The 23188-nt window shown below is 63.9% G+C and carries 21 protein-coding genes and 2 pseudogenes; 9 read left to right on the plus strand and 14 right to left on the minus strand.

Going from position 1 to position 23188, the window contains the following annotated elements; all coding sequences use genetic code 11:
* The first annotated feature begins 138 nt into the window (after nucleotides 1-138).
* Nucleotides 139-1188, plus strand: coding sequence for a hypothetical protein (locus AC5Y7D_RS23730; protein ID WP_499928273.1), 1050 nt, complete (start codon nucleotides 139-141; stop codon nucleotides 1186-1188).
* Here the strand turns inward: AC5Y7D_RS23730 and AC5Y7D_RS23735 are convergent.
* From AC5Y7D_RS23735 to AC5Y7D_RS23775, 9 genes are all read right to left on the minus strand, one after another.
* Nucleotides 1185-2573 carry a tyrosine-type recombinase/integrase gene (locus AC5Y7D_RS23735; RefSeq protein ID WP_499928275.1) on the minus strand — a complete coding sequence of 463 codons (1389 nt, stop codon included), beginning with the start codon at nucleotides 2571-2573 and terminating at the stop codon, nucleotides 1185-1187. The two genes, AC5Y7D_RS23730 and AC5Y7D_RS23735, sit on opposite strands and share 4 nt — an antisense overlap.
* A 3-nt stretch (nucleotides 2574-2576) precedes the next feature.
* Complete coding sequence (locus AC5Y7D_RS23740; protein WP_499928277.1) at nucleotides 2577-2912, minus strand: hypothetical protein; 336 nt, start codon at nucleotides 2910-2912, stop codon at nucleotides 2577-2579.
* Complete coding sequence (locus AC5Y7D_RS23745; RefSeq protein WP_499928279.1) at nucleotides 2909-3616, minus strand: recombinase family protein; 708 nt, start codon at nucleotides 3614-3616, stop codon at nucleotides 2909-2911. The genes AC5Y7D_RS23740 and AC5Y7D_RS23745 overlap by 4 nt, the downstream gene beginning before the upstream one ends.
* On the minus strand, nucleotides 3613-3822 hold the full coding sequence (locus tag AC5Y7D_RS23750) for a hypothetical protein (protein WP_499928281.1): 210 nt from the start codon (nucleotides 3820-3822) through the stop codon (nucleotides 3613-3615). Before AC5Y7D_RS23750 ends, AC5Y7D_RS23745 begins: the two co-directional genes overlap by 4 nt.
* A gap of 163 nt (nucleotides 3823-3985) precedes the next feature.
* A complete protein-coding gene (locus AC5Y7D_RS23755; RefSeq protein ID WP_499928282.1) occupies nucleotides 3986-4819 on the minus strand; it encodes a hypothetical protein in 834 nt (277 codons plus the stop codon).
* Between the two features lie 315 nt (nucleotides 4820-5134).
* Nucleotides 5135-7306, minus strand: coding sequence for a phage/plasmid primase, P4 family (locus AC5Y7D_RS23760; RefSeq protein ID WP_499928284.1), 2172 nt, complete (start codon nucleotides 7304-7306; stop codon nucleotides 5135-5137).
* A gap of 972 nt (nucleotides 7307-8278) precedes the next feature.
* Nucleotides 8279-8566 carry a hypothetical protein gene (locus AC5Y7D_RS23765; RefSeq protein WP_499928286.1) on the minus strand — a complete coding sequence of 96 codons (288 nt, stop codon included), beginning with the start codon at nucleotides 8564-8566 and terminating at the stop codon, nucleotides 8279-8281.
* 286 nt (nucleotides 8567-8852) lie between these two features.
* Nucleotides 8853-9518: a hypothetical protein gene (locus AC5Y7D_RS23770; protein ID WP_499928287.1), complete on the minus strand. Its 666-nt coding sequence runs from the start codon at nucleotides 9516-9518 to the stop codon at nucleotides 8853-8855.
* Entirely contained in the window at nucleotides 9515-9802 is a 288-nt protein-coding gene (locus tag AC5Y7D_RS23775) for a hypothetical protein (RefSeq protein WP_499928289.1), read from the minus strand. The genes AC5Y7D_RS23770 and AC5Y7D_RS23775 overlap by 4 nt, the downstream gene beginning before the upstream one ends.
* Nucleotides 9803-9997: 195 nt before the next feature.
* Between AC5Y7D_RS23775 and AC5Y7D_RS23780 the strand changes: the two genes are divergently transcribed.
* Nucleotides 9998-11113, plus strand: a complete 1116-nt coding sequence (locus AC5Y7D_RS23780) for a hypothetical protein (RefSeq protein WP_499928291.1) — start codon at nucleotides 9998-10000, stop codon at nucleotides 11111-11113.
* A gap of 6 nt (nucleotides 11114-11119) precedes the next feature.
* Nucleotides 11120-11356: a hypothetical protein gene (locus AC5Y7D_RS23785; protein ID WP_499928292.1), complete on the plus strand. Its 237-nt coding sequence runs from the start codon at nucleotides 11120-11122 to the stop codon at nucleotides 11354-11356.
* A 56-nt stretch (nucleotides 11357-11412) separates the two neighbouring features.
* Here the strand turns inward: AC5Y7D_RS23785 and AC5Y7D_RS23790 are convergent, their stop codons facing one another.
* Nucleotides 11413-12372, minus strand: coding sequence for a hypothetical protein (locus tag AC5Y7D_RS23790; RefSeq protein ID WP_499928294.1), 960 nt, complete (start codon nucleotides 12370-12372; stop codon nucleotides 11413-11415).
* Nucleotides 12373-12868: 496 nt separating this feature from the next.
* On the opposite strand from AC5Y7D_RS23790, the gene AC5Y7D_RS23795 reads away from it, so the two are divergent.
* Both AC5Y7D_RS23795 and AC5Y7D_RS23800 read left to right on the plus strand, forming a co-directional pair.
* Nucleotides 12869-14278: a sensor domain-containing diguanylate cyclase gene (locus AC5Y7D_RS23795; protein ID WP_499928296.1), complete on the plus strand. Its 1410-nt coding sequence runs from the start codon at nucleotides 12869-12871 to the stop codon at nucleotides 14276-14278.
* Between the two features lie 435 nt (nucleotides 14279-14713).
* A complete protein-coding gene (locus tag AC5Y7D_RS23800; protein WP_499928298.1) occupies nucleotides 14714-14878 on the plus strand; it encodes a hypothetical protein in 165 nt (54 codons plus the stop codon).
* Nucleotides 14879-14907: 29 nt separating this feature from the next.
* Here the strand turns inward: AC5Y7D_RS23800 and AC5Y7D_RS23805 are convergent, their stop codons facing one another.
* Nucleotides 14908-15393, minus strand: a complete 486-nt coding sequence (locus AC5Y7D_RS23805) for a DUF456 domain-containing protein (RefSeq protein WP_499928300.1) — start codon at nucleotides 15391-15393, stop codon at nucleotides 14908-14910.
* Between the two features lie 151 nt (nucleotides 15394-15544).
* On the opposite strand from AC5Y7D_RS23805, the gene AC5Y7D_RS23810 reads away from it, so the two are divergent.
* Together AC5Y7D_RS23810 and AC5Y7D_RS23815 are read left to right on the plus strand one after the other, a co-directional pair.
* Entirely contained in the window at nucleotides 15545-16387 is an 843-nt protein-coding gene (locus tag AC5Y7D_RS23810) for an endonuclease/exonuclease/phosphatase family protein (protein WP_499928302.1), read from the plus strand.
* Between the two features lie 320 nt (nucleotides 16388-16707).
* The gene (locus AC5Y7D_RS23815; protein WP_499928303.1) at nucleotides 16708-18333 is read left to right on the plus strand and encodes a serine/threonine-protein kinase; all 1626 of its coding nucleotides are present in this window, start codon (nucleotides 16708-16710) and stop codon (nucleotides 18331-18333) included.
* Between the two features lie 5 nt (nucleotides 18334-18338).
* Here AC5Y7D_RS23815 and AC5Y7D_RS23820 read toward each other — a convergent pair whose 3' ends face one another.
* Both AC5Y7D_RS23820 and AC5Y7D_RS23825 read right to left on the minus strand, forming a co-directional pair.
* Nucleotides 18339-19076, minus strand: coding sequence for a M15 family metallopeptidase (locus tag AC5Y7D_RS23820; RefSeq protein WP_499928320.1), 738 nt, complete (start codon nucleotides 19074-19076; stop codon nucleotides 18339-18341).
* 496 nt (nucleotides 19077-19572) lie between these two features.
* Nucleotides 19573-19998 (minus strand): annotated as a pseudogene (locus AC5Y7D_RS23825) (integrase core domain-containing protein); the annotation flags it as partial.
* 166 nt (nucleotides 19999-20164) lie between these two features.
* Between AC5Y7D_RS23825 and AC5Y7D_RS23830 the strand changes: the two are divergent.
* Both AC5Y7D_RS23830 and AC5Y7D_RS23835 read left to right on the plus strand, forming a co-directional pair.
* Nucleotides 20165-20341, plus strand: a complete 177-nt coding sequence (locus tag AC5Y7D_RS23830) for a hypothetical protein (protein WP_499928304.1) — start codon at nucleotides 20165-20167, stop codon at nucleotides 20339-20341.
* A gap of 255 nt (nucleotides 20342-20596) precedes the next feature.
* Nucleotides 20597-20814, plus strand: a pseudogene (locus tag AC5Y7D_RS23835) (cytochrome P450); the annotation flags it as partial.
* Between the two features lie 213 nt (nucleotides 20815-21027).
* On the opposite strand, the gene AC5Y7D_RS23840 reads toward AC5Y7D_RS23835, so the two are convergent.
* Complete coding sequence (locus AC5Y7D_RS23840; protein ID WP_499928305.1) at nucleotides 21028-23181, minus strand: DUF6777 domain-containing protein; 2154 nt, start codon at nucleotides 23179-23181, stop codon at nucleotides 21028-21030.
* Nucleotides 23182-23188: the final 7 nt, after the last annotated feature.

Consider the following 23188-nt stretch of genomic DNA (forward strand, 5'->3'; position numbering starts at 1 on the left):
GAGGTCCCATACCCCGCCTGTACCCCGAGTTTGTCGTACTAGGCGTTGCTGAACGAACCCGTCGCACACCAGTGGGATACTGCGGCGGTGTCGAAATGGCTTCCCCCGAGTGACCGCGTACGGCTTGTGTCTCAATTGGTGGCTGAGTTCGAGAATCAGTTCTCGCTGGGGCAGTACAAGACGGTGCTTCTTCAGTTCGGCATCGAGTCCGAGCGCGGACCCGACTACTTGTTCCACATCCTCGCGGAGGACGCCGACGACGACGCACTCGCTGAGGTTGGCCGTCATTTCACCCTCGACGTCCCAGACAAGCCCGAGCCACAAGCGGTCGGGCATACGCCGCTCGACGTTTCGGACCTCGACGGATACGCGGACCTCGTCTCCGCTGAGACCGCGCTCCGTGAAGTCATCAGGCTCGCGGTACCCAACTGGATCGATGACCTCACACCCGAAGAGGTGGCCAGGCTGAAGGAGAAGCGCGCCGAGGAGGACAAGCGTCGGGACGGGATCACCGTCAGCCAGGACCTGCTTGACTACGTCGAGATTTACCAGCTTGAGAAGACGATCAACAAGCACTGGAACCCGGACGTACAGGCGGTCCTGGATGACAAGAAGCGAACAGAGGTCTACCTCGGCATCATCGGCGACATTCGGAACACTATCGGCCATTCCCGGCCCATCTACGCTGCCGAGCGACTCCTGCTGGCCGGGGCGGCGCGGCAGATTCGGAATCAACTTGCCGTCTACCGAACTCGCGCGGACGGCCCGCAGAGGCACTATCCGTCAATCGACTCCGCACGCGATGAGAGCGGACGCAACGCCTACATCAACGGCGACGGGCTGTGGGGTCTCGGTGACGACCCTCGCGATGCACCCCGCCTTGAAGTCGGGGACACCGTGGCCTTTTACTTAGAGGCAACAGACCCTCGGGGCCGCGAAGTGCAGTGGACGGGCTACAGCATCCCTTCGGATCAGTCGCAAAGCTCCGTGCCGTACGGCGGAATACCTTCCTTCGCAACGGTTTCGGGAAATCGAGTCGAGGTAACGTGGACGGTCAGTGAATCAGACGTCGGCGAAAAGCACGCAGTCCAATTCACGCTAGCCCATACCGGGCGGTTCCATCGTCACTCCTCATGGGACGATGGTGCTCTCTTCTACTTTCACGTTAATCCGCCGCGCGACGACTAGCCGTGTAGCGTTATCACGTTGTCGCCGTGGTACTTCGGGGTAGCAGCCAGTGCGCCAAGTGCCGCCATTTCGTCGTCGTGGTCGGCCTTCGCGTAGAGGTGCGTGTAGACGAGTTCGGTTGTCGTCGGATTCGCGTGCCCCATCCATTCGGCCACCTGCCGCACCGAGATGCTGGGGACCGCCGCGCACAGGCTCGCGTAGGTGTGTCGGAGCGAGTGGAACCGCAATCCCGCCGGGAGCACCGCGTTGCCCGCCGTCCGGTTGGCCCGGAGCACAGCGGGCCGGAACACCGCTTTGTAGAAGCTCGGGTGGCGTAGCGGAGTCGTCCAGTCGAGCACCAATCGCTTCTCCGCGTCCTCCACGGTGAGTTCGGCGAGTGCGTCTGCCTGCCGTCGAGCGCGGTCCTTCGCCGACGCGCTCGGGGCTGCGTCTTTCACACCCGTAGTCGCCGCTCCTGGTGCGGCGGTGTCGGCCCGCACTCCCGTAGGCCGGGGCGTCGTCAGTCGCATACCGGGGAACAGGGGCGCGCCAGCCTCTTGCCGACGCGGGTGCTCGGTGCGGTAGTCCCGGACCAGACTTGCTGTCGGCCCCGGCACCGGCACGACTCGCATTGAGCCGTCTGTCTTGGTGAGCCCGTGGGCGGCAGCGGTCCGCTCAACATGTATCTTCATGCCTCCGTTCGGCGAGACCTCGATGTCTTGGATTTGCAGCCCGCCGAGTTCCGCAGCGCGCAGACCCGGCCACGCCGCCAGATTCACCATGACGTTGTACGGCCAAGGCGTCGCCTCAACTAACGCAGAAACCTGTGCAGCGGTGAGGAACTGCGCCCGGTCCACGACGCCCACCTTCGCGCCCTTTGCACCGCGCTCCTTCGGCAGCTTGACGTGTTCGGCGGGGTTCTTCGCCAGCCGGCCATCCACGACGGCCTGCTCCAGGACCATGCGGACGGTCCAGAACGCGTGCCGCACCGTAGACGGCTTCTTGCCTGCCTCGGTGAGCCGGTTCACCCACGCCTGGATGTACTCGCGGGTGATCTTGTTGAGCGGGTAACCGCCGAACACCGCGTCAATGCCGAGCTTCTTGAGGTCACCGCGTCGGGTTGCGGCCGGGGCGAGGGCGTAGCGGTGGTTCTCGGCGTTGTTGCGGGTGTCGGCCTTGCGAGACTCCAACCAGATCACCGCCGCGTCGCGGAACAGCATCTTGCCCTTGGCTGGGTCGAACACGATCCCTTGTGCCGCTGCGCTCTCGGCGTTGCGGGCGTAGTCCGCCGCAGCCTTCTTGTTGGCAAAGCCGCCCTTGCTGTGGTCGGTGCCATCTGGATCGCGCCACTTCGCCACATATCTTGTTGCGCCGCTGACTGTTACGCGCTTCTGCGTCCGTGCCATTGGTCAGTTCTCCTGTCTTGCAGTGGGTCCGGTGGTTACATGCGTGTAGCTGCGGCCGCCTAGCACGCTGTTGATCGCGCCCACACTGATGTCGTAGATGTACGCCAAGTCCTTGCGGGTCCACTTGCCCGCCGCGTAGTCGGCACGGATTGCCCGCACCTCGTCGTCGGTGAGCTTGGCCCGCCCCATACCGTGGCCCTCCTGCGGCCGGGGTGTGGGTTCCGGCCCGCCGTCCGTGTCGTCCAGGGACTGCGCGGCCACGGGCGGCACCGGGGACGGGGGCGCGCTCGGCACCGAGTACGGGCGACCGTCTTGTGTGCGCTTGACGAGCGGCCTCATGCGGCGCTGCCCTCGCTATTGGCGCGGCTGAGGATTCGTGCCACTGTGGGCGAACTCCACTGGCCGCCGCGCTTGGTTGGGTGGCCCTCGTCCGCAAGTACCCGCGCTATCTCGCGGGTCGAGTAGCCCACGGCCTGTAGCTCGCGCATGCGGGCCAACGCGGCCTGCTCGGCGGGCTCAGGGACAAGAGCACCCTTGACCGTGCGATAGCCGTAGGGCAGCGCGCCGTGTGCGTAACCGCCGCGAGCGGCCTTGGCAGCCCGGCCTGCGGCGAGCCGATCCACGGTCATCTCGCGGTCGTACTCGGAGACGGCACCGAGAATTACGCGAATGAATTTGCGCGACGGGTCGTTTGACGTGCCAGTAAGTAGTTCGTTCTCTCCATCGCGGGTGGACAACACGATGCCGCCGAGGTCGGACAGCTTGCGTAGCAACAACTCCTGCACCATGACGTCGCGGGCGAGCCGGTCTAGCCGCGCAACCACGATCCCCGCCGCCTTCCCGGCCTTCACCAGGGCTGCGGCCTCGCACCAGCCGACCCGGTTGCGTAGTTCCGACGCGCCGCTGATCGTGTCCTCCTGCCACGCCACGATCTTGTGGCCGGCTGACTTCGCCCACTTGGTGATCGCGGCTCGCTGGATAGTCGGCCCGAACGCCTCCTGTTGGTGGGCCGACGAGACACGCACATAGGCAACGAGTTTCATGCTTCGACCTCCAAGTCGGCGTTGGGGAACGCCACAGCCTCCGCGAGGTGATCAAGGCGAATATTGTTGCGGGCGTGCCGGTCTCCAAACACGTCCAGCACAGTGCCGGTCTTGCCGATCAGCGGATTGCCGTACCAATCGAGCGCGTCCGGGTGGTTCTGGTCGGTAATCGGCGCGTGGCCCGCCTCTGGCGTCACTGAAACCACGCGTACGCGGTCGCCGGGGTGGTATCTGCTCACTTCGGTTCCTCTCGTCGGGGACAGGCCACCTGGGGCGACCAGCGACGCCGCGTTGTCCCTAGATAAAGCGGCGCTGCTACCCCGTTTCTACGCCAGCGACCTGCGGTTTAGCTACACGGCGCACAGGCTCTCACCTGCGTCTACGCCCCTTCTGGTGAACTCCCGCTGCCCGGTTTGCTTGGGCCACCTCCGCTGCGGCCTCTTCGAGGGTGACGAGTTCGCGGGACGGCGGGCGGGTAGGTGCGTCCTCGGCCCACGACGGCCGATTACCGGGCACATCTCCCTGCCTCGTGCCGTCCGCACCACGAGGATCGTGCTCGGGGTGCGGAGCGGGTGCGTCTACGACTTCGGCATCCACGATGTCGTCAGGGCGCGGAGGCAGCGCGGGCTGCTGGGTCGGCGGGGCAGGGATGTACTCGCCGCGCTTCATGGCTTCGTGCTGAGCCCGCGTGATGTGGGCAACGTCGCCCAGCAGTTCCTCCCACGGTTCCGGTTGCTTCGGGCCGACTTCAACCGTTGTGGGCGGCTTCAGGCCTGCGCGGTCGAGTGCATCGCGGACCGCCGAGAGCTTCACCGACTCGCTCTCAGAAGTTGTTGCAATCTTGAGCAATTCGCGTGCCATCCGGTCTGCTGCCTCATCAAGGCGTTGGCGCGCTTTGGCTTTCGCCTGTGGGGCACGACCGCCGTGGGTGCCACATACCTTCTGCGCCTCCATGGCGACTTTGGCGCACTGATCGCCGTTCCGACGATGGGCAGAGCAGCGGCGGGCGCGGATTTCAGGACTCCGCGCAGCCCACCATGCCTCGCTCAGCCTTTCGACGGGTTCGTTATTCGTAGGGTCGATCATGTTGTCTCCATTTATCGTTCGCCTGGTCTCCAGGTCTCTGGTGGTCTTGGTGACATCCTTGGATTTCTTCGCGGTCGCGTCGGATGACCACGGCGCGAGCGATTTTGGGGTGCCCACATGTAGGGCACCTCTGGTGGGGTGAAGACGGTGCTCATGTCCGCGCACCTCTATAAACCGCGGTAAGAACCCTGGTACCGACGCGGTGTGAAAATGTGGCCCTACCAGGCCGGACACCAGGTGTAACCCTAGTAACCCCGGTAAAAGCAGCAAAAAACTCTTCTCGGGTATAGGCGTCTCGGCCCTCTTGTGCCCCCTCTAAATCCCCTATAGAGAAATGTTTTTCAGCTTTTACTAGGGTTACTAGGGTTAAAGGCGCGGACCAGCGGCTTTCAGCTCTCCCATACCAGGGTTTTACTAGGGTGTTACTAGGTTTTACGGCCATTTCTGCTGCGCTCCAATATGGTTCGGCTGCGGTACTAGTGCGATGCCGGTGTAGTAGTACGGTCTGTCCAACTCGGCCTGGTTGCGCGTTCGCTCAAATTTGATGCCGGGCGCGAGGTTTCGTATGGCGGGCCGAAGTTGCCGCCCAAACCACACAGCGTTCGCGTTGGTCTCTATGCCATTCCGTTGGCACCAGGCCTCGAAGTCGTGCCACAGTTGGGTGCATTCCGTCTTCGCCTCGTCGGAGAACCGGCACCGCCCACTCATCAGATACCGCCGAACGTGGTTGCTGAAGTCATCAACATCCTGCGCCGCAGCACGACCCGATTCGGGCTGGACGAACTCACCGCACTCCTGCAGCGTCTCCAGCCCGTCCAGCGCCCAGTTCAAGATGCCGGGTAACTCAGCTGCCAGGTCGCCGTCCAGGCCCCGGTCCTCCCGGCCCGCGAACGACGCCACCGTTTCAATCGTCAGAATGCGGTTCTGCACCGCGCCCGAGCTATCCGGCAGCACCGGCAACTCGTTACCGAAGTACATGAGCCGCATGGGTAGCCGACCGCTCCACGCGTCCTTGTACTTGCGCGGCACCGTCAGGTCGTCCTCGCCGGTCGCCTGCAAGACGAACTGTACGAGCTTCTTGCCGTCGGGTGCGCCGACTTGACGCTCATCAGGGAACACCACCAGCGACTTGTCGATCAATGGCTGCAACGCAAAGCCGTTCCGCAGATCGGCCACATTCACCCCGGCATAGGCGCGCTCACCGACCAACCGCTTCAACAGCCGAGCCACGGTGCCCTTGCCGCCGCGCATCGGGCCCAGCCACATGACCATCTTCTGCAGGTCCGACCGGCCCGAGAGCACGTAACCGAACCACTGCTGAAGCAACGCCACAGACTCGACGTCCTCGCCGAACACCTCCCCAAGAAACTGCATCCACCGCGGGCACCCAGCGCTTGCGTCGTAGCTGTAGGGCAACGACATGATGCTGAAGTGTTCGGGCGTGTGCTCCAACAACATCCGGTCGGCCACCCGCAGCAACCCATTCGCGCACGGGATCACCTGCTCCTTGCGGCCGTCGATCCATCCCGACGCGCCGACCCCCTCAGGCAGCCGTACCAGGCCGCGTGCCGCGTCGATGACCTCGTTGAGCTTTCGGGGATTCGGCTTCCACCGCAACGCACCGTTTGCGCCCTGGTACTGGGCATCCCCCAGCAGCCCATACAGCCAGTCCCGCAGGCTGTCCGGTGTCGCGGTCTCGTAGTGCTTACCGCCCCACACGAACCACATGCCGTTCCAGTAGCACCATGGCCGGCCTCCGCGCTTCGCCTCCGCGACGACGCGCACCGCGACATCACGCGGTGCATCCGGCGACGGCCACAGGTGTTGGTGGTTCTTCAGCTCAGCTCGCGCCTCATCAAGCGTCTTTGTTGCGGCCCTGTCGATCCCCCACGCGAACGTCGCAGGCACTTCCCATGGCGGTACTGGTTCCCCGGTCTCGGCGCGCAACTCCACCATCCGGTCATGCGCAAGTTCGGCGGCATGGTGGTAGTCGGGTTCGGTGATGCAGCCCAACATTGCCGCGCAGCCAAGCCGCACCGCCAAGCTCCCCAGCCATTGGTGGCGACCGCCGTCTATCGGACCGTCATCGGGGATACCGTCCAGGATCGCCGCCACATAGTTGCAGGTGTCCTCGGCGGGTTCCCACTCGTTTGGGTCGCTCAGGGGTTCCATCGCGCCCCGGTCGCCGTCCTCTTCCAACACGCCGCACTCATCCAGGCGGGCCACGACCTCGACCACCGACAGCGCTCGCCCAGAATCCGCCCGGCAGACCGCAGGTTGGCCGTCGCCACCGTGCTTCCAGTTCGTGGTCCCCGGCGCACGCATCACCCTCGGCAAGTCGAACACCGAATCTGCTGCTGCCCCGTGCCTTCGTGCGACAGCCTTGACGAGCCTGCCCCACCGCTTCACGAACGCCGCCATCGCCGGGGTGTCGGCAATCTCTCCATCCGCAATCGGCCAGTACGGATGCAGACCCCCATTGCCGCTCTCGACTACTGCTGAGGGTCGGGTGCCAAGTACGTCGGACAACTCATCAACGATCGCAGCACACACCGCACCGTCGGCGTCACCCTTCGCGTCCAGATCGGCCACCAACGCTGCCACACGTGTGATGTCGTCGGACTTGCCACGACCGGCACCAACACGCTCAGGCCCGCTCGTCGGATTTACTCCAAACCACACATCGCACTGTTCGCTCGATAAGTTTGATAAGACAGCCTCAGCACGCGATGGGACTGTCACCGTCGTCGTGAACTCATCGCCAGATTGGCGGCCCTTATGGGCAATAGATACGAACTCGTCGGGGCCGTATCCGAGAACATCGAGCAGCAAACTCGAAAGTGACAGTTCCCCAACAGACTCCGACGACCCAGACGGCGCGATGGCCAAGTGCATCGGGTTACGCGCAGTCCGCTTCGCGGCGCGGGTTCTCTCGCGCTGTAGTGCTTTCCGGCCTGTGTTGTCGGCGGGTATCATCGAGGGCACGTCCTTCGGTTTGCCAGGCTTGATGGTCGTTAGTCCGCCCCCGGTTGCGCCCGCCAGGTCGCCGGGGGTGAACTCTTGATTAGGGTTGATTTGCAGTGTCGTTCGCCGCTCGACCTGCATGCACACCCATGAAAATTCTTGGCTCTGGCGCCACGAGGGAATCGAGCCAGCGGTGAACCGCATTGCGGGAGAACCAATTCTGGCGCCCGATTTGGTGAGGTGAGATTTCACGGTCGATTACCGCCCGCTTCACTCGCCACGGCGTAACGCCAACTGCACCGAGCTCATGGCAATAGCTCAAAATGCCGTCGTTGCCTCGCAAGGTCGGGACGTCATCAGGATCAGGTCGCACCTGACACCTCTCAAGTCCGGCCCGTATACACAACGCAAACGGGCGCGCTCTTACCCCTGCACCGCGCCGATGCAGTTAGTCCATAGGTAAGAGCGCGCCCGCCAAGGTCACTCATATTCCGTTGTACGGGACGCGCTTTCGTCGTCTCCGTTAATCGACTCTACGCCACCTCCGTGGCTTCCCGCCTGTGTGTGTCCGAATCGAACACGAAGTGCGGCAGGCGATTACGCGCGTCCCGACTATGCAGACCGTCGCACCACGATGTCGATCTCATCCCAGCACTCGTCGTCAAGGTAGGGTGCTAACGCCAACAGCTGCTCCACGGCGTTTGCTAGCGGCAGATAGCCCCGTACACTGCCCCTGCAGATTCGCTTAGGCCCCATAGGCTTCAGGTTGACCCTCACCTGATTGCATTCATAGCCCTCAGCAGCATCAATCAACTCTTGCTCGGCCTCCAGTAACGGTGTCGACACTTGTTCGCGCACTCGCGCCGCCCATCGCTCGTCGGCCATCCTCATCTTCGCCATCTACTTTTGCCTCCTTGGCGTCTCGCCCACAAGCCGTTCCTGCGGTCGTGCCACCACAAGTACGCGGCTGCGTCGATCAGCGCTCGCTTTACACGTCGTGTGTTCGTGTAAACACGCGGCCCTGAGTCGCCGTCAGACGAATTGGGAAATATTGGCGCGCATGGGGATACACGGTCAGTTTTCGGCGATTCCCGAAACGCTCAGAAGTCTCTTAGACCCGACTGCCACGGCATGTTCAGCGCCGTCTACCGCCCCATGCTCGCGCACACGCCCTCGGCCACCCCGGCTACGGAAACGGCAGCCCGACGCGAGCGTGGGCCTCCATGACGCTCAACTCGTATCCGGTCGCAGCCGACGCCTCGGCGTAGGTCAGGCACGGATCGCAGACGGCGAAAACCAGCAGCGCTGTCCCGGCCATGAACGGCATGAGCTGCGGCGCTCCGACGCACTTCCGCGCCACATTGACGTTGCACGGCGTCTCCCAGAAGTCGTCGTGGAGCGACGTCATCACCTGGTACATCCCGGTGTAGTAGCCCACGCCTCGGCGCTTCGGTTGGTGGTCCCGCGTGGCCCGGTCGAACGCGCCCAGCTGCTTCTCCCCGCGCACAACCATCGCCGTATCGCTGCCGACGATGTGCACAAGCAACTCTGGGTCATTGGCATTGAACGCTCTGCCGAGGCGGTCGGCCCCGTATGAGTCAGGATCGTGGCTATCGCGACGGATCGTGCCGTCGGCAATACCCATATGCAGATCACGCAGCGCCGCCACAGCCCTCTCGTGCATCCGAGGACTGCGAACCGGGTCGAACAGTTCGGCGCTGTCGCGAGTAAACACACGCCCGCGCAGTCGGTCTCCCGCGAGGATGCGGTCCACAACCGAGTTGTCCTTCTGGGGTGGCTCATTCATGCCGTACTTGCGGCGCAAGGTCGCCGCCCGCTTCGGGTGGATCATCGCTCATACCATTTCTGTTGGGGTTGTGTCGCTTCTGCATCTTCGGTTGGGGACGTCGTGTAGTTCTCGGCGAACCAATCGAACAAGTCCTGAGTTGAGAAGTAGAGAGCGCGTCCACGTTGTACGCACTTGATCCTGCGACCGCTGGCGGCCTTGCGAACCGTGTCCAGCGGCACCGTCGCGCCCACCACATCGGTAAGCCACCGGTGTGCTGCCTCGCGCCCCCGGATCGTGAGCAGGTTCGACAACACAACGCCCGGTGGCGGTTGGTACTTGGTTTGCATTTGCTTGCCCGTTTCAACGGCGTTCGGTTACATCGCGCTAATCACCTGCGACACAGCTCTTATGAACCGACCCTACCCCGAATCACCCGGTACGCGCCGCTACTAACCCGTGTTACCCGATAGCTCCAGTTAGCCCCAGCGCGGCAACGTGTTTCAGGTCTACGCTCGGATCAAGCAACGACCACAGGAGTAGCTATGGCAGGCAATCGCCGCGGAACCGCCACTCGCGGAGACGTTCTGGTAAACGAACTCAACGATGGTGTTGGGCTCGATGACATCTGGGACGAGATCACCGACGCGCTGACGGCGTACAACGAACAGAAGTCGGCCTTGGCGGGCCTGCTGTCGTTCAAGACCACCAACGTTGCGGACGTTGTTCCCCAGAGCGCCGAACTGCCTCTGTTCGAAGAGGCCACGGAATTTGGTGTGCCCGTTGGTATTGCAGATCCGTCGTACCTCTCACTGGGGTTCAGCTTCAAGGACTTCGACATCGCCAGCCGTATGTCGTGGCGCTACTTGCGTGAGGCCGACTCCGAGCAGGTAGTCAACCGCGTCGCCCGTATCTTGGCCGGCGACAACCAGCTGGTGAACGGGTCGATTGTGCAGCGGCTACTCGATCCCGCAGTGCGCGTGAATGATTGGGGCCAAACGGTTTACGGCTTGTACAACGGCGACATGCAGCCGCCCGACTACCTCGGCAAGAAGTTCACCGCCGACCACAAGCACTACCTCACCACACTGGGAACGGCGCTCGACAGCCTCCATGTCGAGTCCGGCATCTCCCACGTCAAGGAGCACGGCTACGGCGCGCAGTCGGGCCGGTTCCTGCTCCTGATGCATCCCGACGATGTTGTCGCGTCCAAGATCACGTCGTGGCGCGCCGGGGTGGAGTACCGGACTGGCGGCCCGCTGCCGAAGTTCGACTTCGTCGTCAGCAGCAACGCACCCGCACGGCTCACCAACGAGCACGTCGAGGGCGCAACCCCGCCACCGGATTACGCGGGCCAGCCTGTCACCGGCTCGTACGGTAGCGCGCTGCTCATCGAGTCCTATTTCATTCCCCAGGGCTACGTCATCATTGCCGCCACGGGTGGAGCCAACTCCAACGACAACCCGGTCGGCTTCCGCGTCCATCGGAACAGCGCCTACGACGGATTGCGAGTCATCCCCGGCGTCGGCCCCTACCCCATCACTGAACACTTCTACGTCCGCAGCTTCGGCACCGGCGTTCGGCACCGGGGCGCAGCCGTCGCGATCCAGATCACCAATAACGCGAACTACACTGCGCCCGTGATCGTCGCGCACCGTTAAACGGTCATGGGTTTCAAGAAGGGTTGGTACGGCGACCGCACACATCCGCATGCTCGCGGTGCCGAGGACACTGGTGCCACCGAGTTCTCATGGGGGCCGGGGCCGGTGCCGCCAGGCGCGGAGTACGCGACCCCGGCAGACGTCGGCGCATACCGGCCCAAGGCTCCCAGCATGGTCGACCCGCCGCGTCGCGCTCGCCGCAGTGAGGCGCGGGGGAACCCCGGCGATGTGATCGCCCAATGAGCAGGCCGGTCGCGGGTTTCGCTGGCCCGTCGCCCGCGACCGGCTGACCCAGCGGTTTACTCGGTCGGTACGTCGACAAGCTGCACTGGCTGATCGAATTTCAGCCTCATCCGTTCATCACGCGATCCAGAAACGCCCGGTATCGCAGAGTGACGAATCTTCAACAATATTCCAGGATTCCGATGAGATTCATCGCGCGTCACTTCAAGAATCTTTGCGCCGTAGTTGACGCCCGTACGCGGCTCGTGGAAGCCCAAGAACTTCCCAACATGATCTTCGTTGAGGTCGCCCGCTGTGAGGGTCGTAACCTCAACGGACCCAGGCTCCAGGAAGCCATGGCGGCGAGCCTCGTCTTGCGTCTCTTTAATGTAGTCGTTCATCTGCTTTGTGAGCACTTCCATGTACGTCGTGCCCACACGGTTCACGTCCTCGGCGGTGAACGGATCAAGCCCTAGCTCAGCACGCACCGCATTCGTGAAGTCCTCCATCGCCTTTCCTGCCTGCTGCATCAACGGCGGCTTGGCGAGTGGGACGGTGGTGGCTTTGCAGAGAGCGATCACCGCGACGTTAAGTGCGCTCGCCTTCTCAAGAACAGCCACCGGCGCGACAACGCGGAGGTGGTTGTAAGCAGTGGTGATCCGTTTGGTCTCATCCATCAGGTCCACGGCGTACTCCAGTTTGTCCATCACCTTCGTGTCGGGAATCTCGTTCATGTTCTGCACGAAATCCATGACCGTGTTGAACACACCCTTGGAGTCGATGGCCTTCTCAAATACCGACGAGCAGACCTCGCTGAACGCGTTCGCCGCCTCGCGGAGTATCTGCCGGTTTGACCGTAAGTCCTCCCGTTCGGCCTTTCGGTCGTCCATCTCGCGTTCTTGGTTGGCCTTCCGCTTGTCGCTGGCGCGGACCGACCGGGCCGTGATGATCGGGGCGACGACTCCGGTCACGACCGCGCCCAGAGGCACACCCCACCAGAAACCCGGCTGGGTCAGGAAGTCGGAGACCGCGCTCATATCCAGCATTCTCCCAGCGGCTACCGACATAACTGGGCGTGTCAGCGTGCGTGTCTTCGGTACCCCGTCCGTACCCCCGACCAGACCCAACTGCCCGCCTACTCGGCGACAACTCGGCCCCTACCCGAAGCCGCCAAACGCGCAGGTCGCCGCAGTTTCGACCCGGCGTCTGCAGCCCGTCTACCAGCGGCTTTCGCTCACCCGTTCGGGCGTAGAAAGGGCTTCCCAAGCTGAATACGCGGGTTCGATTCCCGTCATCGGCTCCACATCTATCAGGGCATATGCGCCTTGCCGCCGCGCTCGCGGCCCGCTGGTCCCCTAACGGTCCCGTAACCGCGCGACGCCACCGAGCAAGAGACACAGGTGTGGGCGCGTATATGTAAATGCGGCTGCTTGGCGGAGGCGAGGCCAGGCCGCGCAGTCGACTCTCGCATCGCGATTACGGACAATAGGACTTCTCTTCATCAGTGGTAGGCCGGAGGGCACCTCCGCGCAGATGACCAATGTCACGAACTTTTCTATTTCGTTGGGCGGATATCGACACAGGTTGGATGATGGGGCTGTGGCGCTCGTCCCTGGTCGAAGGCCCGAAGAGTTTTATGGATGCGAGAGTGGCTCGCGTCGATCAGGTCTCGTCGCAAACGGCGAACTGGGGACTTCATCGCAACGGGACGACCTCCTTCGCGCTGTGCTGGACTCCTCGGTGGATGCCTATTGGGCGCTTGATGCGAGCGGTCATGTCCTGGAGTGGAATAGGGCGGCGGTCCAGATGTTCGGCTGGACCCGGGACGAAGCAATCGGTCGGCTGCTGACGGAATTGGTCATCACCCCCGATCAGCAGGAGTGGGTCTCCCGGGACATCCAGAGCTATGCGGAAGCCGGCCTCTCCCCGGTGGTCGGTCAAGTTTCCGCACACCAGTTGTGCCACAAAGACGGCACCGAACTGCCGGTCGAGGCGCTCGTGAGCGCAGTCGGCTCCGGACCGCAGTTGACCTTCCATGTCTTCGTTCGCGATATGACGGCGCTTTCTGCGGCGCGAGTTGCCCAGTACGGCAGTGAGGCCACCTTCGAGGCGGTGTTCGCCAACGCGCCGATCGGGATTGCCGTCGTCGGTCTGGACGGTAGCTTTCAGCGGGTCAATCAGGCGCTTTGCGATATCACCGGCTACCAAGAGCATGAACTGACCGAGTTGACATTTCAGGACATCACCCATCCTGATGATCTCGACACGGACGTGAGCGAGGCGACCCGGTTGCTGAATGGCGAGATCAGCAGCTATCAGATGGACAAGCGCTACTACGCCAAAGACGGTCACCTCATCTGGGTCCATCTCGCGGGTTCCATCGTGCGTGACGCGGCTGGTCATCCGATGCACTTCATAGCCCATATCGAGGACATCTCCGCCCGTAAGCGCGATGAGGAGCTACTCAGACGGCAGGCAACCCGCGACAAGTTGACCGGGGTGTTCAACCGCGCCCGGTTCGAGGAAGAACTTGCCCGATACGAGGCGCTGGCCCGCCGCCACGGCTACGAGGACGAGGCGGCAGTATTCGTGATCGACGTCGACGGCCTCAAGCAGGTTAACGACGATGGCGGGCATGCCGTTGGCGATGAATACCTGAAAACCATTGCCCGGACAATCAGCCGAAGACTGCGCCTCATTGATATCTTCGCCCGCATCGGCGGTGACGAATTCGCTGTCCTATTGCCGCACACCTCCACCGGCCAGGCCAAGAAAATTGCCCAGACTGTGAACGAAATAGTCAAAGCCAACACCGCTGGCAGCGTCTGCATCGGAATCGCCATGATCGCCCCCGGTCAAACGAAGGACGCACTGCGACGGGCCGACGGAGCCATGTACCAAGCCAAACAAGAAGGCCGAGGGCGTGTCGCCGGGCCTCTGTAACCTCCGAACCTCGCCGCATAGGCAGCGTTGTCGTAGCTGGGACTCTGCGCCGGGGCCGACAGCGCACCGAGCGTCGCAGCCACCTGGAAAATCCTGCGCGAGGCGACCGCCGAGCAGATCACGGCCCCAGTCACCCGCGTGTTCGAGGCAGACAACAAGCCCACAACTGGGAATGTACTGCGTCGATTGCTCGACCCCGCAACACAACTCAATGAGTGGAGTCACATTTGTTACGGCTTATGGAATTCCGACGGCATGGCGCCCCCGGCATATCTCGGAAATTGTTTGATGGCAACGCACTCACTACCTCGTCAGCGGTTCAACAGTTCTCGACGCCGCCGACCTGGAGGGCACGATCCGAAACCTCCTGGAGCACGGCTGCGGCACCCGCCCCGCCGTTCAGTTGGTGTTGATCGTGAACCCATCGACTTCGACTTGGCCGCCATCTCAGTATGGAAGGCGGGTGTCGAATACCGCAGCGGCGCAACACTTCCGAACTACGAATTCATTCCGAGCGCCCTGATGCCGGCGTGCATCTCCGACGAGACCATCCACGGCCCCATCCCCAACGCCGAATACACGGCCTTCAGTTCGGGGTAGCTACGCCAACGCCCTGGTCAGCCAGGCGCCTACTGAGTTAGGTACACCCCAGCCACCCACGCGACGGTGGCGAGCAGTGCGGCAGCCAACTCGACACCCATCGACAACGCGACACCTTTCACAGCGTGCTTCGTCGAGGTCCATGCCACCCGCTGGTCTCCGCGGGCGGCCAGCTCCGCCACGTAGACACCCAGCACGAAGCCGATCACCAGGCCGATCACCGGTATTACGAAGAAACCAACGAGGCCCACAACCGCGCCCGCCATCAGACTCAGCGTGCGCACGTCGGCGGCCCGCATCCGCTTCACCGGCCAGGTGTATTTGATCAATGTCGCCACACCGAGCAGCGCGGCCACCACGCCGAGCGTCACCCACGCGGTGATGTTGTTCTCGACGACGGCCCACACCACGATCGCGCCGAACACCAGCAGCGTGCCCGGCAATAGCGGCACCACGATGCCGATGATTCCGACGGCGATCGCGAGTGCTACGAGGACGATGCCGGCAGCACTCATGTTCTCAACGTATCTCTAGTGGCCGCTGCCAGGGGATCATCACTACGGGTCTATGCCCAGCCAGGCGCTGATCGTTGCCGGGGCGCCAACATCTCCGCGTAGAGGTCGTGCCACATAGGGTCGAGGGGTGACGTCACCCGATCAGGACGATGTGCTGACGGTGCTGACGTTGAACATTTGGGGCGATCACCTTTGGGAGGAGCGCAAGCACGCGCTCGTCGACTGGTTCACCGAGATTCGCCCTGATGTGGTCGCGTTGCAGGAGGTGACTCGGTCACCGGAATTGTGTCAGGCGACGTGGCTGGCCGAGCAGATCGGGATGAACGCGGTGTACGCCGCCGCATACGTCCGCTCCGGCCGCAGCGATTTCGGCAACGCGGTCCTGAGCCGCTGGCCGATCGTCGACTCGCGGTCGCTCCAGCTGACCCTGGCGGGGGCCTCAAATATCGAGCCTCGCGGCGCGCTGACCGTGGATGTCCGCGTTCGCAACCGTCTGGTGTCGGTCACCTCAACGCACTTGTCTTACCGGTTGGACGAGGGCTGGGTGCGCGAGAGGCAGGTCCGTCAACTCGCCGATTTCGTCGGAACGGGCTCTAGCGATTTCCCCCCGATTGTCTGTGGCGACTTCAACGCCCACCCGCAATCTCCCGAGGTGCTATTCATTGGCGGCCCGCACGCATTGGACGGTCGCAGCTTTCAGCTGTTTGACGCCTTCGAGGTGGCCCATCCTGGTGAGCTTGGCTTCACCTGGAACAACACCAACCCGTACACGGCGCAGGACCCGACACCGGATCAGCGCATCGACTACATCTTCGTAGGCGTGGGCACCGCTGACGGCGCGGGCGAGGTGCTCGACGCGGCCGTCGTGTGCGACGCGCCGCGCCGCGGTGTCTGGCCCAGCGATCATTTCGGTGTCGTCGCCCAATTAGCGTGCCCTGCCCCCTTGCAGAACGAAGTCGCGTCCGAGAGACCGCTAGAAACGTTCCCAAGCTGAATACGCGGGTCCGCTTCCCGTCATCGGCTCCATGTGATGTTTCAGGACAGTGGAATAGCTCTGAACCTGCATTTGGGGTTCAGGGCTTTTTCACTGGGCGGCCGCAGGGCGCTCCTGGTAGTCCCTGGTCGGGTCGATGGTTGCACCGGCTCGCACCAAAATGGTCACCGCACCGAGGGACAATCGGCCCTACACCCATCCGCCATGCCGCGAAAGAATTACAGGCACGGGCAACAACGAGACAGGCGATCCTGACGTCGGTCATGGCGCTCACCGGCGTGCGGCCAGACCAAGGGAACTCCGTCGAATGGGGCGAGCGGATGGACACTACGCAGACACCGCCGGGGCCCTTGGCTGAGGGCACGCCATTCGGACGCTACCGGTTGATCGAGTTGCTGGGCCGCGGCGGCATGGGCGCGGTGTGGCGAGCTTATGACACCGTGATGGATCGGACCGTGGCGCTCAAGGTGTTACCGGAAGAATTCGCCGACGACGATGTCTATCAGGAGCGGTTTCGCCGGGAGGCTCACGCCGCCGCCGGACTCGACGAGCCCCATGTGGTGCCGATCTATGACTTCGGGGAAATCGAGGGACGCCTGTTTGTGACCATGCGGCTGATCAGGGGCCGCGACCTGCACAGCATGCTGGCCGACGGCCCCCTGCCGCCGGCACGGGCACTAGCGATCATCGACCAGATCGCCTCGGCGCTACACGCGGCGCACCGGATCGGGTTGGTGCACCGCGACGTCAAGCCGTCGAACATCCTTGTCGCCGAGCACGACTTCGCCTACCTGATCGACTTCGGCATCGCCCGCGCCGTCGGCGAAACCTCGCTGACCAGCGCCGGCACAGTGATCGGCACCTGGGCCTACATGGCCCCCGAGCGCATCAGCAGCGGCCAGAACGATCCCCGCGGCGACATCTACGCCTTGGCCTGCGTGCTGTACGAGTGCCTGACCGGGTCGAAGCCCTTTCCCGGCAAAAGCATCGAGCAACAGATCACCGCTCATCTGACCATGCCGCCGCCGCGGCCATCGATGATGCACGCGGGCCTGCCGCCACTGCTCGACCAGGTGATCGCCACCGGCATGGCCAAAGACCCCGGCCAGCGCTACGCCACCACCCTGGAGTTGGCGAGCGCCGCCCAAGACGCCATCACCACCCCAGTGCCGCGGCCCATCCCGTCCCCGGCAGCGCCGACCATGGCCGCGCCGCACGCCGAGCTGAACACCGAGTTGCAGCGCCCGCCTGCTGGGGTAGTCGGCGACGCCGGGCACGCGGATACGGTGTGGGCCGCCGCGCCCACCTATTTGGGCAGCCCAAGCGCGCCGAGCCACCCGAGCCCGCCGGTGCGGCCTGCGGAAGGTCCGGCACCGCCAGCAGGTGCTCGAGGCCGCGGGTTTTCGACGCGCGGCAAGGTTGCGATCGGCCTCGGGGCTGCCGCGGTGCTGGCCGCCGTGATTGTGACCGCCGCCGTCTTTGCGGGACGTAACGGCGCCAGCGAGCACTCCGGCGATGGGGCATCAACGCCGGGCTCCGCTCCAACGTCGTCCGTCTCCAACCCTCCCGCGGCCACGTCTCCCACGTCATCCTCCACCAAGCCGACCGAGGCCACTACGTCGCTGAGCGGCGATTGGTCCGGACCCGTCTCCGGCGACCAAACCGGCTTCGACGTGAACGCCGACATCGTTGACGGTGCACAGCTCACCGGCACCGTCAGCTATCCCCAAATCGGCTGCGCGGGCACATGGACCCAGCATGGCGTCGGAGACAACGGGATGCGGTTGATCTCCGAACGGATCACGCGCGGCAGCTGTGTGCCAGCGGAGGTCACTCTCACCCCGCGCGACGATGGCACGCTTTCCTATACATCCACTTACTACTCGGCGTCGCAACACCGGACCTTCACGATTTACGCGACCATGCGCCGTTCGGCGATCCGATAACCGGCTCAGTTCACGGGAACGTTGATAATCGGGCGCCCGACGTTCGCGTCGGGACCGTCGAAGTGCCACCACTCGCCTGAGTATGGGGTCAGCCCACCGATGCCCATGGCTTCGCGCAGCCGGGCGCGGTTGGCCTGCTCGGTTTCACTGACCCCCTGGGTTGCGAAGGCATTTGCACGAGAAGAAAATTCGTCGAAGTCTGTGCCCATGTCGGTCAGGCACAGACCGCCCACGCGGTTTCCTGGCGGGCACTGTTCTTGGGCGTTCGCGATCGTTAGGTCAACCGAGCGCCCCGCCTCGTGGCTGCGCGAAAACTGGCCCGGGCGGGCCACCCAATTTGGATCGGGCACCGCCTGGAACTGCCGGACCTGCACGTCGTGCGGCCGGTAGCAGTCCCAGAAGACCAACGCTTCTCCCTGATGCAAAGCCCCCGCCGCCGCAGCCAGACCCGGCGCCATGGATTCGTGCACCAGGCACCGGGCATCGGCGGGATACAAGGGCGCGTGTACGAAATTGTTTGACGTGGCGTAGCGGAGATCAATGATCGCATTGGGAACGGCCGTCCGAACGTCGACGAAACCCACCGCGCGCGCCTCTGGGGAAACCGGGGGCACCCCGTTGGTCGGGGATGCAGGAGTGGAGCCGGTCGCGATCGCACCAGAAGCTGGGGTGACGGTTGTCGAACCCGGCGCCGCGGGACCACCCCCTGGCGACCCGCAGCCCGCGCTGCAAGCCACGGTCATCAGGACGATAGCGAGCCGACGCACGATCACCCATCCTCGATCAGCCTCGTCGAGCGGTCAATCACGATCGCGAAGCGAGCCGCGCACGTTGTCGCAGGTATTGCCGATTTTCGCGGTGTCCCAGCAGCCCGTCTACCAGCCGTTTCCGCTCGCATATTCGCACAGCGAGATACTTCCCAAGCGTGAGTACGCGGGTCCTATTCCCGTTATCGGCTTCAAGTGATGTATCAAGACATCGGCATAGTCCGAACCCTCGTTTTTTTGGGCGACCGGTGGGGGTGCCGCGTGGTCGGTAGTCCCTGGCGGGGTCGAGTGTTAGCTGGCGGAGGAGTTCGCCGGTGGTGGCGTTGATGATTCTGATGTTGAGGTCTTGGACGAGGACCAGTACGTGGGTTCGGCCGATGCCGAGGTTGTCTAGGCGGCCGGCGTGGCGCAGGGTGAGTTTTTCGTATTGGTCGATGCGATCGGTGCCTACGCGGTGGTGGGTATCGAGGCGTTAGCCTGGTCTGGCTTTGGGTCGTGCGGTGTAGGTGGTGGCGGGGTTGGCTTGTTGGGGCAGGTATCGGTGTGGTCGGTTGGCGTTGTAGTCGCAGCGCCAGTCCTCGATGTTCATGCGGGCTTCCAGCAGCGAGTCAAACCGCAAGTAGTTGAGCAGTTTATCGCCTGGCCTGCCATTAAACGACTCGATCCATGCATTCTGCCAGGGCGAACCGGGATCGATGAAAAGTGTACCGGCGCTGTTGAATCGAGTGAACTCGTCGATCACGTTCAGCATCTTCAAGGTGCGGCCATCGGCGGTGGTGCCGAACTGGAAGTCCATCGCCCAGATCACGTTCGGACGAATCGGTGATATCGCCCCCATAGCGACACCGATACCGGTCACGCGTCTCTCCTTACGGCGCTGCGGGACCCGCGGGCCCTCTCTCACGCCGCCACGGGTTCCTGAGCTGCGCACGCTGCAGGACGTGGTGCCTATTGCCCCGGAGCTGCGCCCGCGCGACAACAGTCAGACACCGTGACGCGCAGTGAGTTGTGGAATCCGGCGCGATCGCGCAAGAGCTAGCGGCCGCACCTACAGTCACTCGCAAATGAGTCTTGTGACAAGGGGTATGCATGGCGGCGCTGGCGGATACGGCGGCGGAAATCCTTCAATGATGGTCGAGTTGGTCAGCGGGCTGTTCTCGTCGAAATACCAAGGGTGGCAGACGTTCATGTCCCAATTGGGCATGTTCTTCAGGATCGGTGAGCCTGGGCACCATTGGTAGGTGCAGCTGTTGGTCGGGGTGGCTAACGTGCTTCCATCCTGGCAGACCATCGGAGCGGGATCAGCTTGAGCGCTACCTGCAGCCAGTTCCGAACCGATGAACAGAGAGCCAACCGTGGTCAGACCCAAAATTGTTAATCGCAACATGTTGTTAGTTCTACGAGCGGTCACTTGCCGGAGGTTCGCGCAATTCTTGCGGAATTCTTGCGCCGCAACGCGATCAGCAGTCGTGCAGCTCGAAGAGGGAGTGAAGCCTCCGCATGGGGCATTCGGAGGCGGCGGAGCGCACTTCTGCCTCGGCAACCCCCTTGCCCGGCTCGAATTGCGGGTCCTGTTCGAAGAATTGATGCTCCGGATGCCCGATATGCAGATTGCGGGGCCTGTCACACGTCTGACATCGAATTTCTCGAATGACTGACGTCGATCCCGGTCACCTTCACACCTGGGAAGCTTGAAGGCACCAACGGCGCCTGATAACGAGTAGTGAGGGAGTCGCGCCACGACTGGGTGCGGGTGCGACGTCCCGGCCTCCGCTGCAGACGGTCGCATTCGCAGCGGAGGTGCCGGGGTGTTCACCGCGCCCGGGCAAGCAGAGACCTGTGCGCTGAAGACGTCACCTGTATCGCGCGGCCCTTCATCATCACAACTGGGCGAAGTCCCGGGCTGCCGCAAGCGTGCTCGACGAGATCACTGCCTGGTGGCCTCAAAGGTGACGCGGCAGCCCCTGGGATTCTCGGTTGTCGGGTCGGCGTCATATGTCCCGTCACGGATCATGGTGCGGCCGCCCTCGGTGGCGAAGACACCCCCGATCGAGCTTCCGCCCCAGCTGCTGCGGGTCGAGAATGATCCGTCGGCGTTAAGGGGGCCGGTGTAAACGGCCCCAAGTTTGAATGGACCCAAGGTCAGCGTGTTGCCTTGACGGGCCACGGCGAAGGTTTCGTCAGGGGGCATCTGGCCGCACGAGGTCGTGAGGGAGTGCAACAGGTAGGTGCCTTCGATCGCCGCTGGCGCCCCTTGCCCGGCAGTGGGTGCCGGTTCAGGTGGTGGTACGGGCTGGGCGCGGACCGTGTCGTCGGCGCCGGCGGTGCCGGCGGGCCGGTTGAAGCCTTGCCCGGTGACGACGTCGACGAGAACGAAGTTGGTGATGGTCGCCGAACTGGGCTGGACCGCCGCCAGGGCTGCGGGGTTGTAGCCGGCCCAGGCGGCGCCGACGGGCTCCGGATCGCCGGTCAACGTGACCGGCGCGGTCAGGGGATTGCCGCAGTAGCAACGGGCACGGGGAACCCCGTGGGCGTCGACGAACACACCGGTGCCCGCCTGAAAGACCGATTGCAGGGTGGTGGGACGTGTTCCGTCGAATCCGTGATTGGTGACCCGGGTGTCCAGTCGCAGCAGCATTGGGGTGAGTTCGCGCAGGTAGGTGGGGATGTCGGCGGCGGTCAGGGGGCGTCCGCCGGTCCAAGACAGGCTGGCATCGGTATTGAGCGCTTCGACGAAAGCGCCGGCCTGGGCGGGATGGGTAATCAAGAAGGCAATCATCTTGTCGCGGTCGCACTCGGCGTTGTTCAGGGTGCCGCCGTAGAGGCCCTCGCGGTCACCGGGCAGCGGCTGGGTGGCCACCGGGGTGCCGCCGCCGTGCGGTTGCAGGGTGGGCGGCGGCTTGGTGTTGGTCGGCGGCGGCGACGCCGCGGGAGGCATGAACGGGGTAACCCCGGGATCGGTGGCCGCGGTGAGCAGCAACTCCGCGCCGGCTGGCTTGGGCGACAACACGTTTCGGAATAGCACCACGCCCCCTACGGCTGCGATGAGCAGGATCACCACGGCGGGGATCAACCACGTGCGCTTCGACCGGCTCGCCGGTGGAGAAACGGCGGCGGCCCGGGGCGGCTTCGGCTGCGGGGGCGGACCCTGACGCAGCTGGGTGGAAACCCCCTCGGACGGATGCGTGCCGAGCGGGCCCGCGACGGTGGCCTCCCCCGCCGTCGAGTCCAGCGCGCGTTGTGCGGCGGCAGCCAAGGCACCACAGGTGGGGTAGCGCTGAGTGCGGTCTTTCGCCATCGCTCGTTGGACGACGGCGTCCATGCCCGCCGGGATGCCGGCCTGCTGAGCGGCGGGGGTCCGGCTCGGTAGCGGGACAGGCAGGTGCAGGTGTCCGTATATCAGCTGTTCGGGGTTGTGGCCCGGGTAGGGCACCGATCCGGTCAGCAGGTGATAAAGGGTGCAGCCCAGGGCGTACACGTCGGCGCGGGCATCCAGGGTGATCGAAGCGTTGAGTTGTTCGGGCGCCGCGTACTGCAGGCTGGCGTGGAACATGCCGGTCGCGGTGATCCCGGTACGGTCGTCGAGGGCTTTGGCGATGCCGAAGTCGGCGAGCAGGACCCGTTCGGGCTCGCCTGCGATGGGTCGGGTGAGCAGGATGTTGGCGGGTTTCACGTCGCGGTGCAGGACGTCCGCTTTGTGGGCGAAGTCCAGTGCCTTGGCGGTCTCGGCGATGATGCGCACGGCGCGCGCCGCGGGCAACGGCCGCTCGCGTACCGCTTCGGCAGCGTCGGAACCGTCGATGTACTGCATCGCGATCCACAACTGCCCGTCCTGGTCACCCCGGTCGTAGACGGCGACGATATTGGGATGGTCCAGACGCGCGACATGGTCGGCCTCGCGCAGGAAACGAGCACGCACGTCGTCGTCGGTCATGGCCCGGCTGAGCAACTTCAAAGCGACGAGCTTCGGCAGGTTCGGGTGGCGGGCCAGGTAGACCGCGCCCATCCCGCCGACACCGAGAAGCCGCTCCACCCGGTAACCGGCGAAGATCTCACCAGGCTGCAACCGCTGGTGCCCCATCACCACC

The organism is Mycobacterium sp. NGS49 (assembly GCF_059812565.1).

Excerpts from the sequence above, each read along its gene's own strand:
- AC5Y7D_RS23775 (WP_499928289.1), bottom strand. The coding sequence starts at position 9,802 with ATGCAAACCAAGTACCAACCGCCACCGGGCGTTGTGTTGTCGAACCTG.
- AC5Y7D_RS23830 (WP_499928304.1), top strand. The coding sequence starts at position 20,165 with ATGAGTCTTGTGACAAGGGGTATGCATGGCGGCGCTGGCGGATACGGC.
- AC5Y7D_RS23815 (WP_499928303.1), top strand. The coding sequence starts at position 16,708 with ATGGACACTACGCAGACACCGCCGGGGCCCTTGGCTGAGGGCACGCCA.
- AC5Y7D_RS23785 (WP_499928292.1), top strand. The coding sequence starts at position 11,120 with ATGGGTTTCAAGAAGGGTTGGTACGGCGACCGCACACATCCGCATGCT.
- AC5Y7D_RS23780 (WP_499928291.1), top strand. The coding sequence starts at position 9,998 with ATGGCAGGCAATCGCCGCGGAACCGCCACTCGCGGAGACGTTCTGGTA.
- AC5Y7D_RS23770 (WP_499928287.1), bottom strand. The coding sequence starts at position 9,518 with ATGATCCACCCGAAGCGGGCGGCGACCTTGCGCCGCAAGTACGGCATG.
- AC5Y7D_RS23735 (WP_499928275.1), bottom strand. The coding sequence starts at position 2,573 with ATGGCACGGACGCAGAAGCGCGTAACAGTCAGCGGCGCAACAAGATAT.
- AC5Y7D_RS23745 (WP_499928279.1), bottom strand. The coding sequence starts at position 3,616 with ATGAAACTCGTTGCCTATGTGCGTGTCTCGTCGGCCCACCAACAGGAG.
- AC5Y7D_RS23740 (WP_499928277.1), bottom strand. The coding sequence starts at position 2,912 with ATGAGGCCGCTCGTCAAGCGCACACAAGACGGTCGCCCGTACTCGGTG.
- AC5Y7D_RS23790 (WP_499928294.1), bottom strand. The coding sequence starts at position 12,372 with ATGAGCGCGGTCTCCGACTTCCTGACCCAGCCGGGTTTCTGGTGGGGT.
- AC5Y7D_RS23840 (WP_499928305.1), bottom strand. The coding sequence starts at position 23,181 with ATGGGGCACCAGCGGTTGCAGCCTGGTGAGATCTTCGCCGGTTACCGG.
- AC5Y7D_RS23795 (WP_499928296.1), top strand. The coding sequence starts at position 12,869 with ATGACCAATGTCACGAACTTTTCTATTTCGTTGGGCGGATATCGACAC.
- AC5Y7D_RS23820 (WP_499928320.1), bottom strand. The coding sequence starts at position 19,076 with ATGACCGTGGCTTGCAGCGCGGGCTGCGGGTCGCCAGGGGGTGGTCCC.
- AC5Y7D_RS23765 (WP_499928286.1), bottom strand. The coding sequence starts at position 8,566 with ATGGCGAAGATGAGGATGGCCGACGAGCGATGGGCGGCGCGAGTGCGC.
- AC5Y7D_RS23805 (WP_499928300.1), bottom strand. The coding sequence starts at position 15,393 with ATGAGTGCTGCCGGCATCGTCCTCGTAGCACTCGCGATCGCCGTCGGA.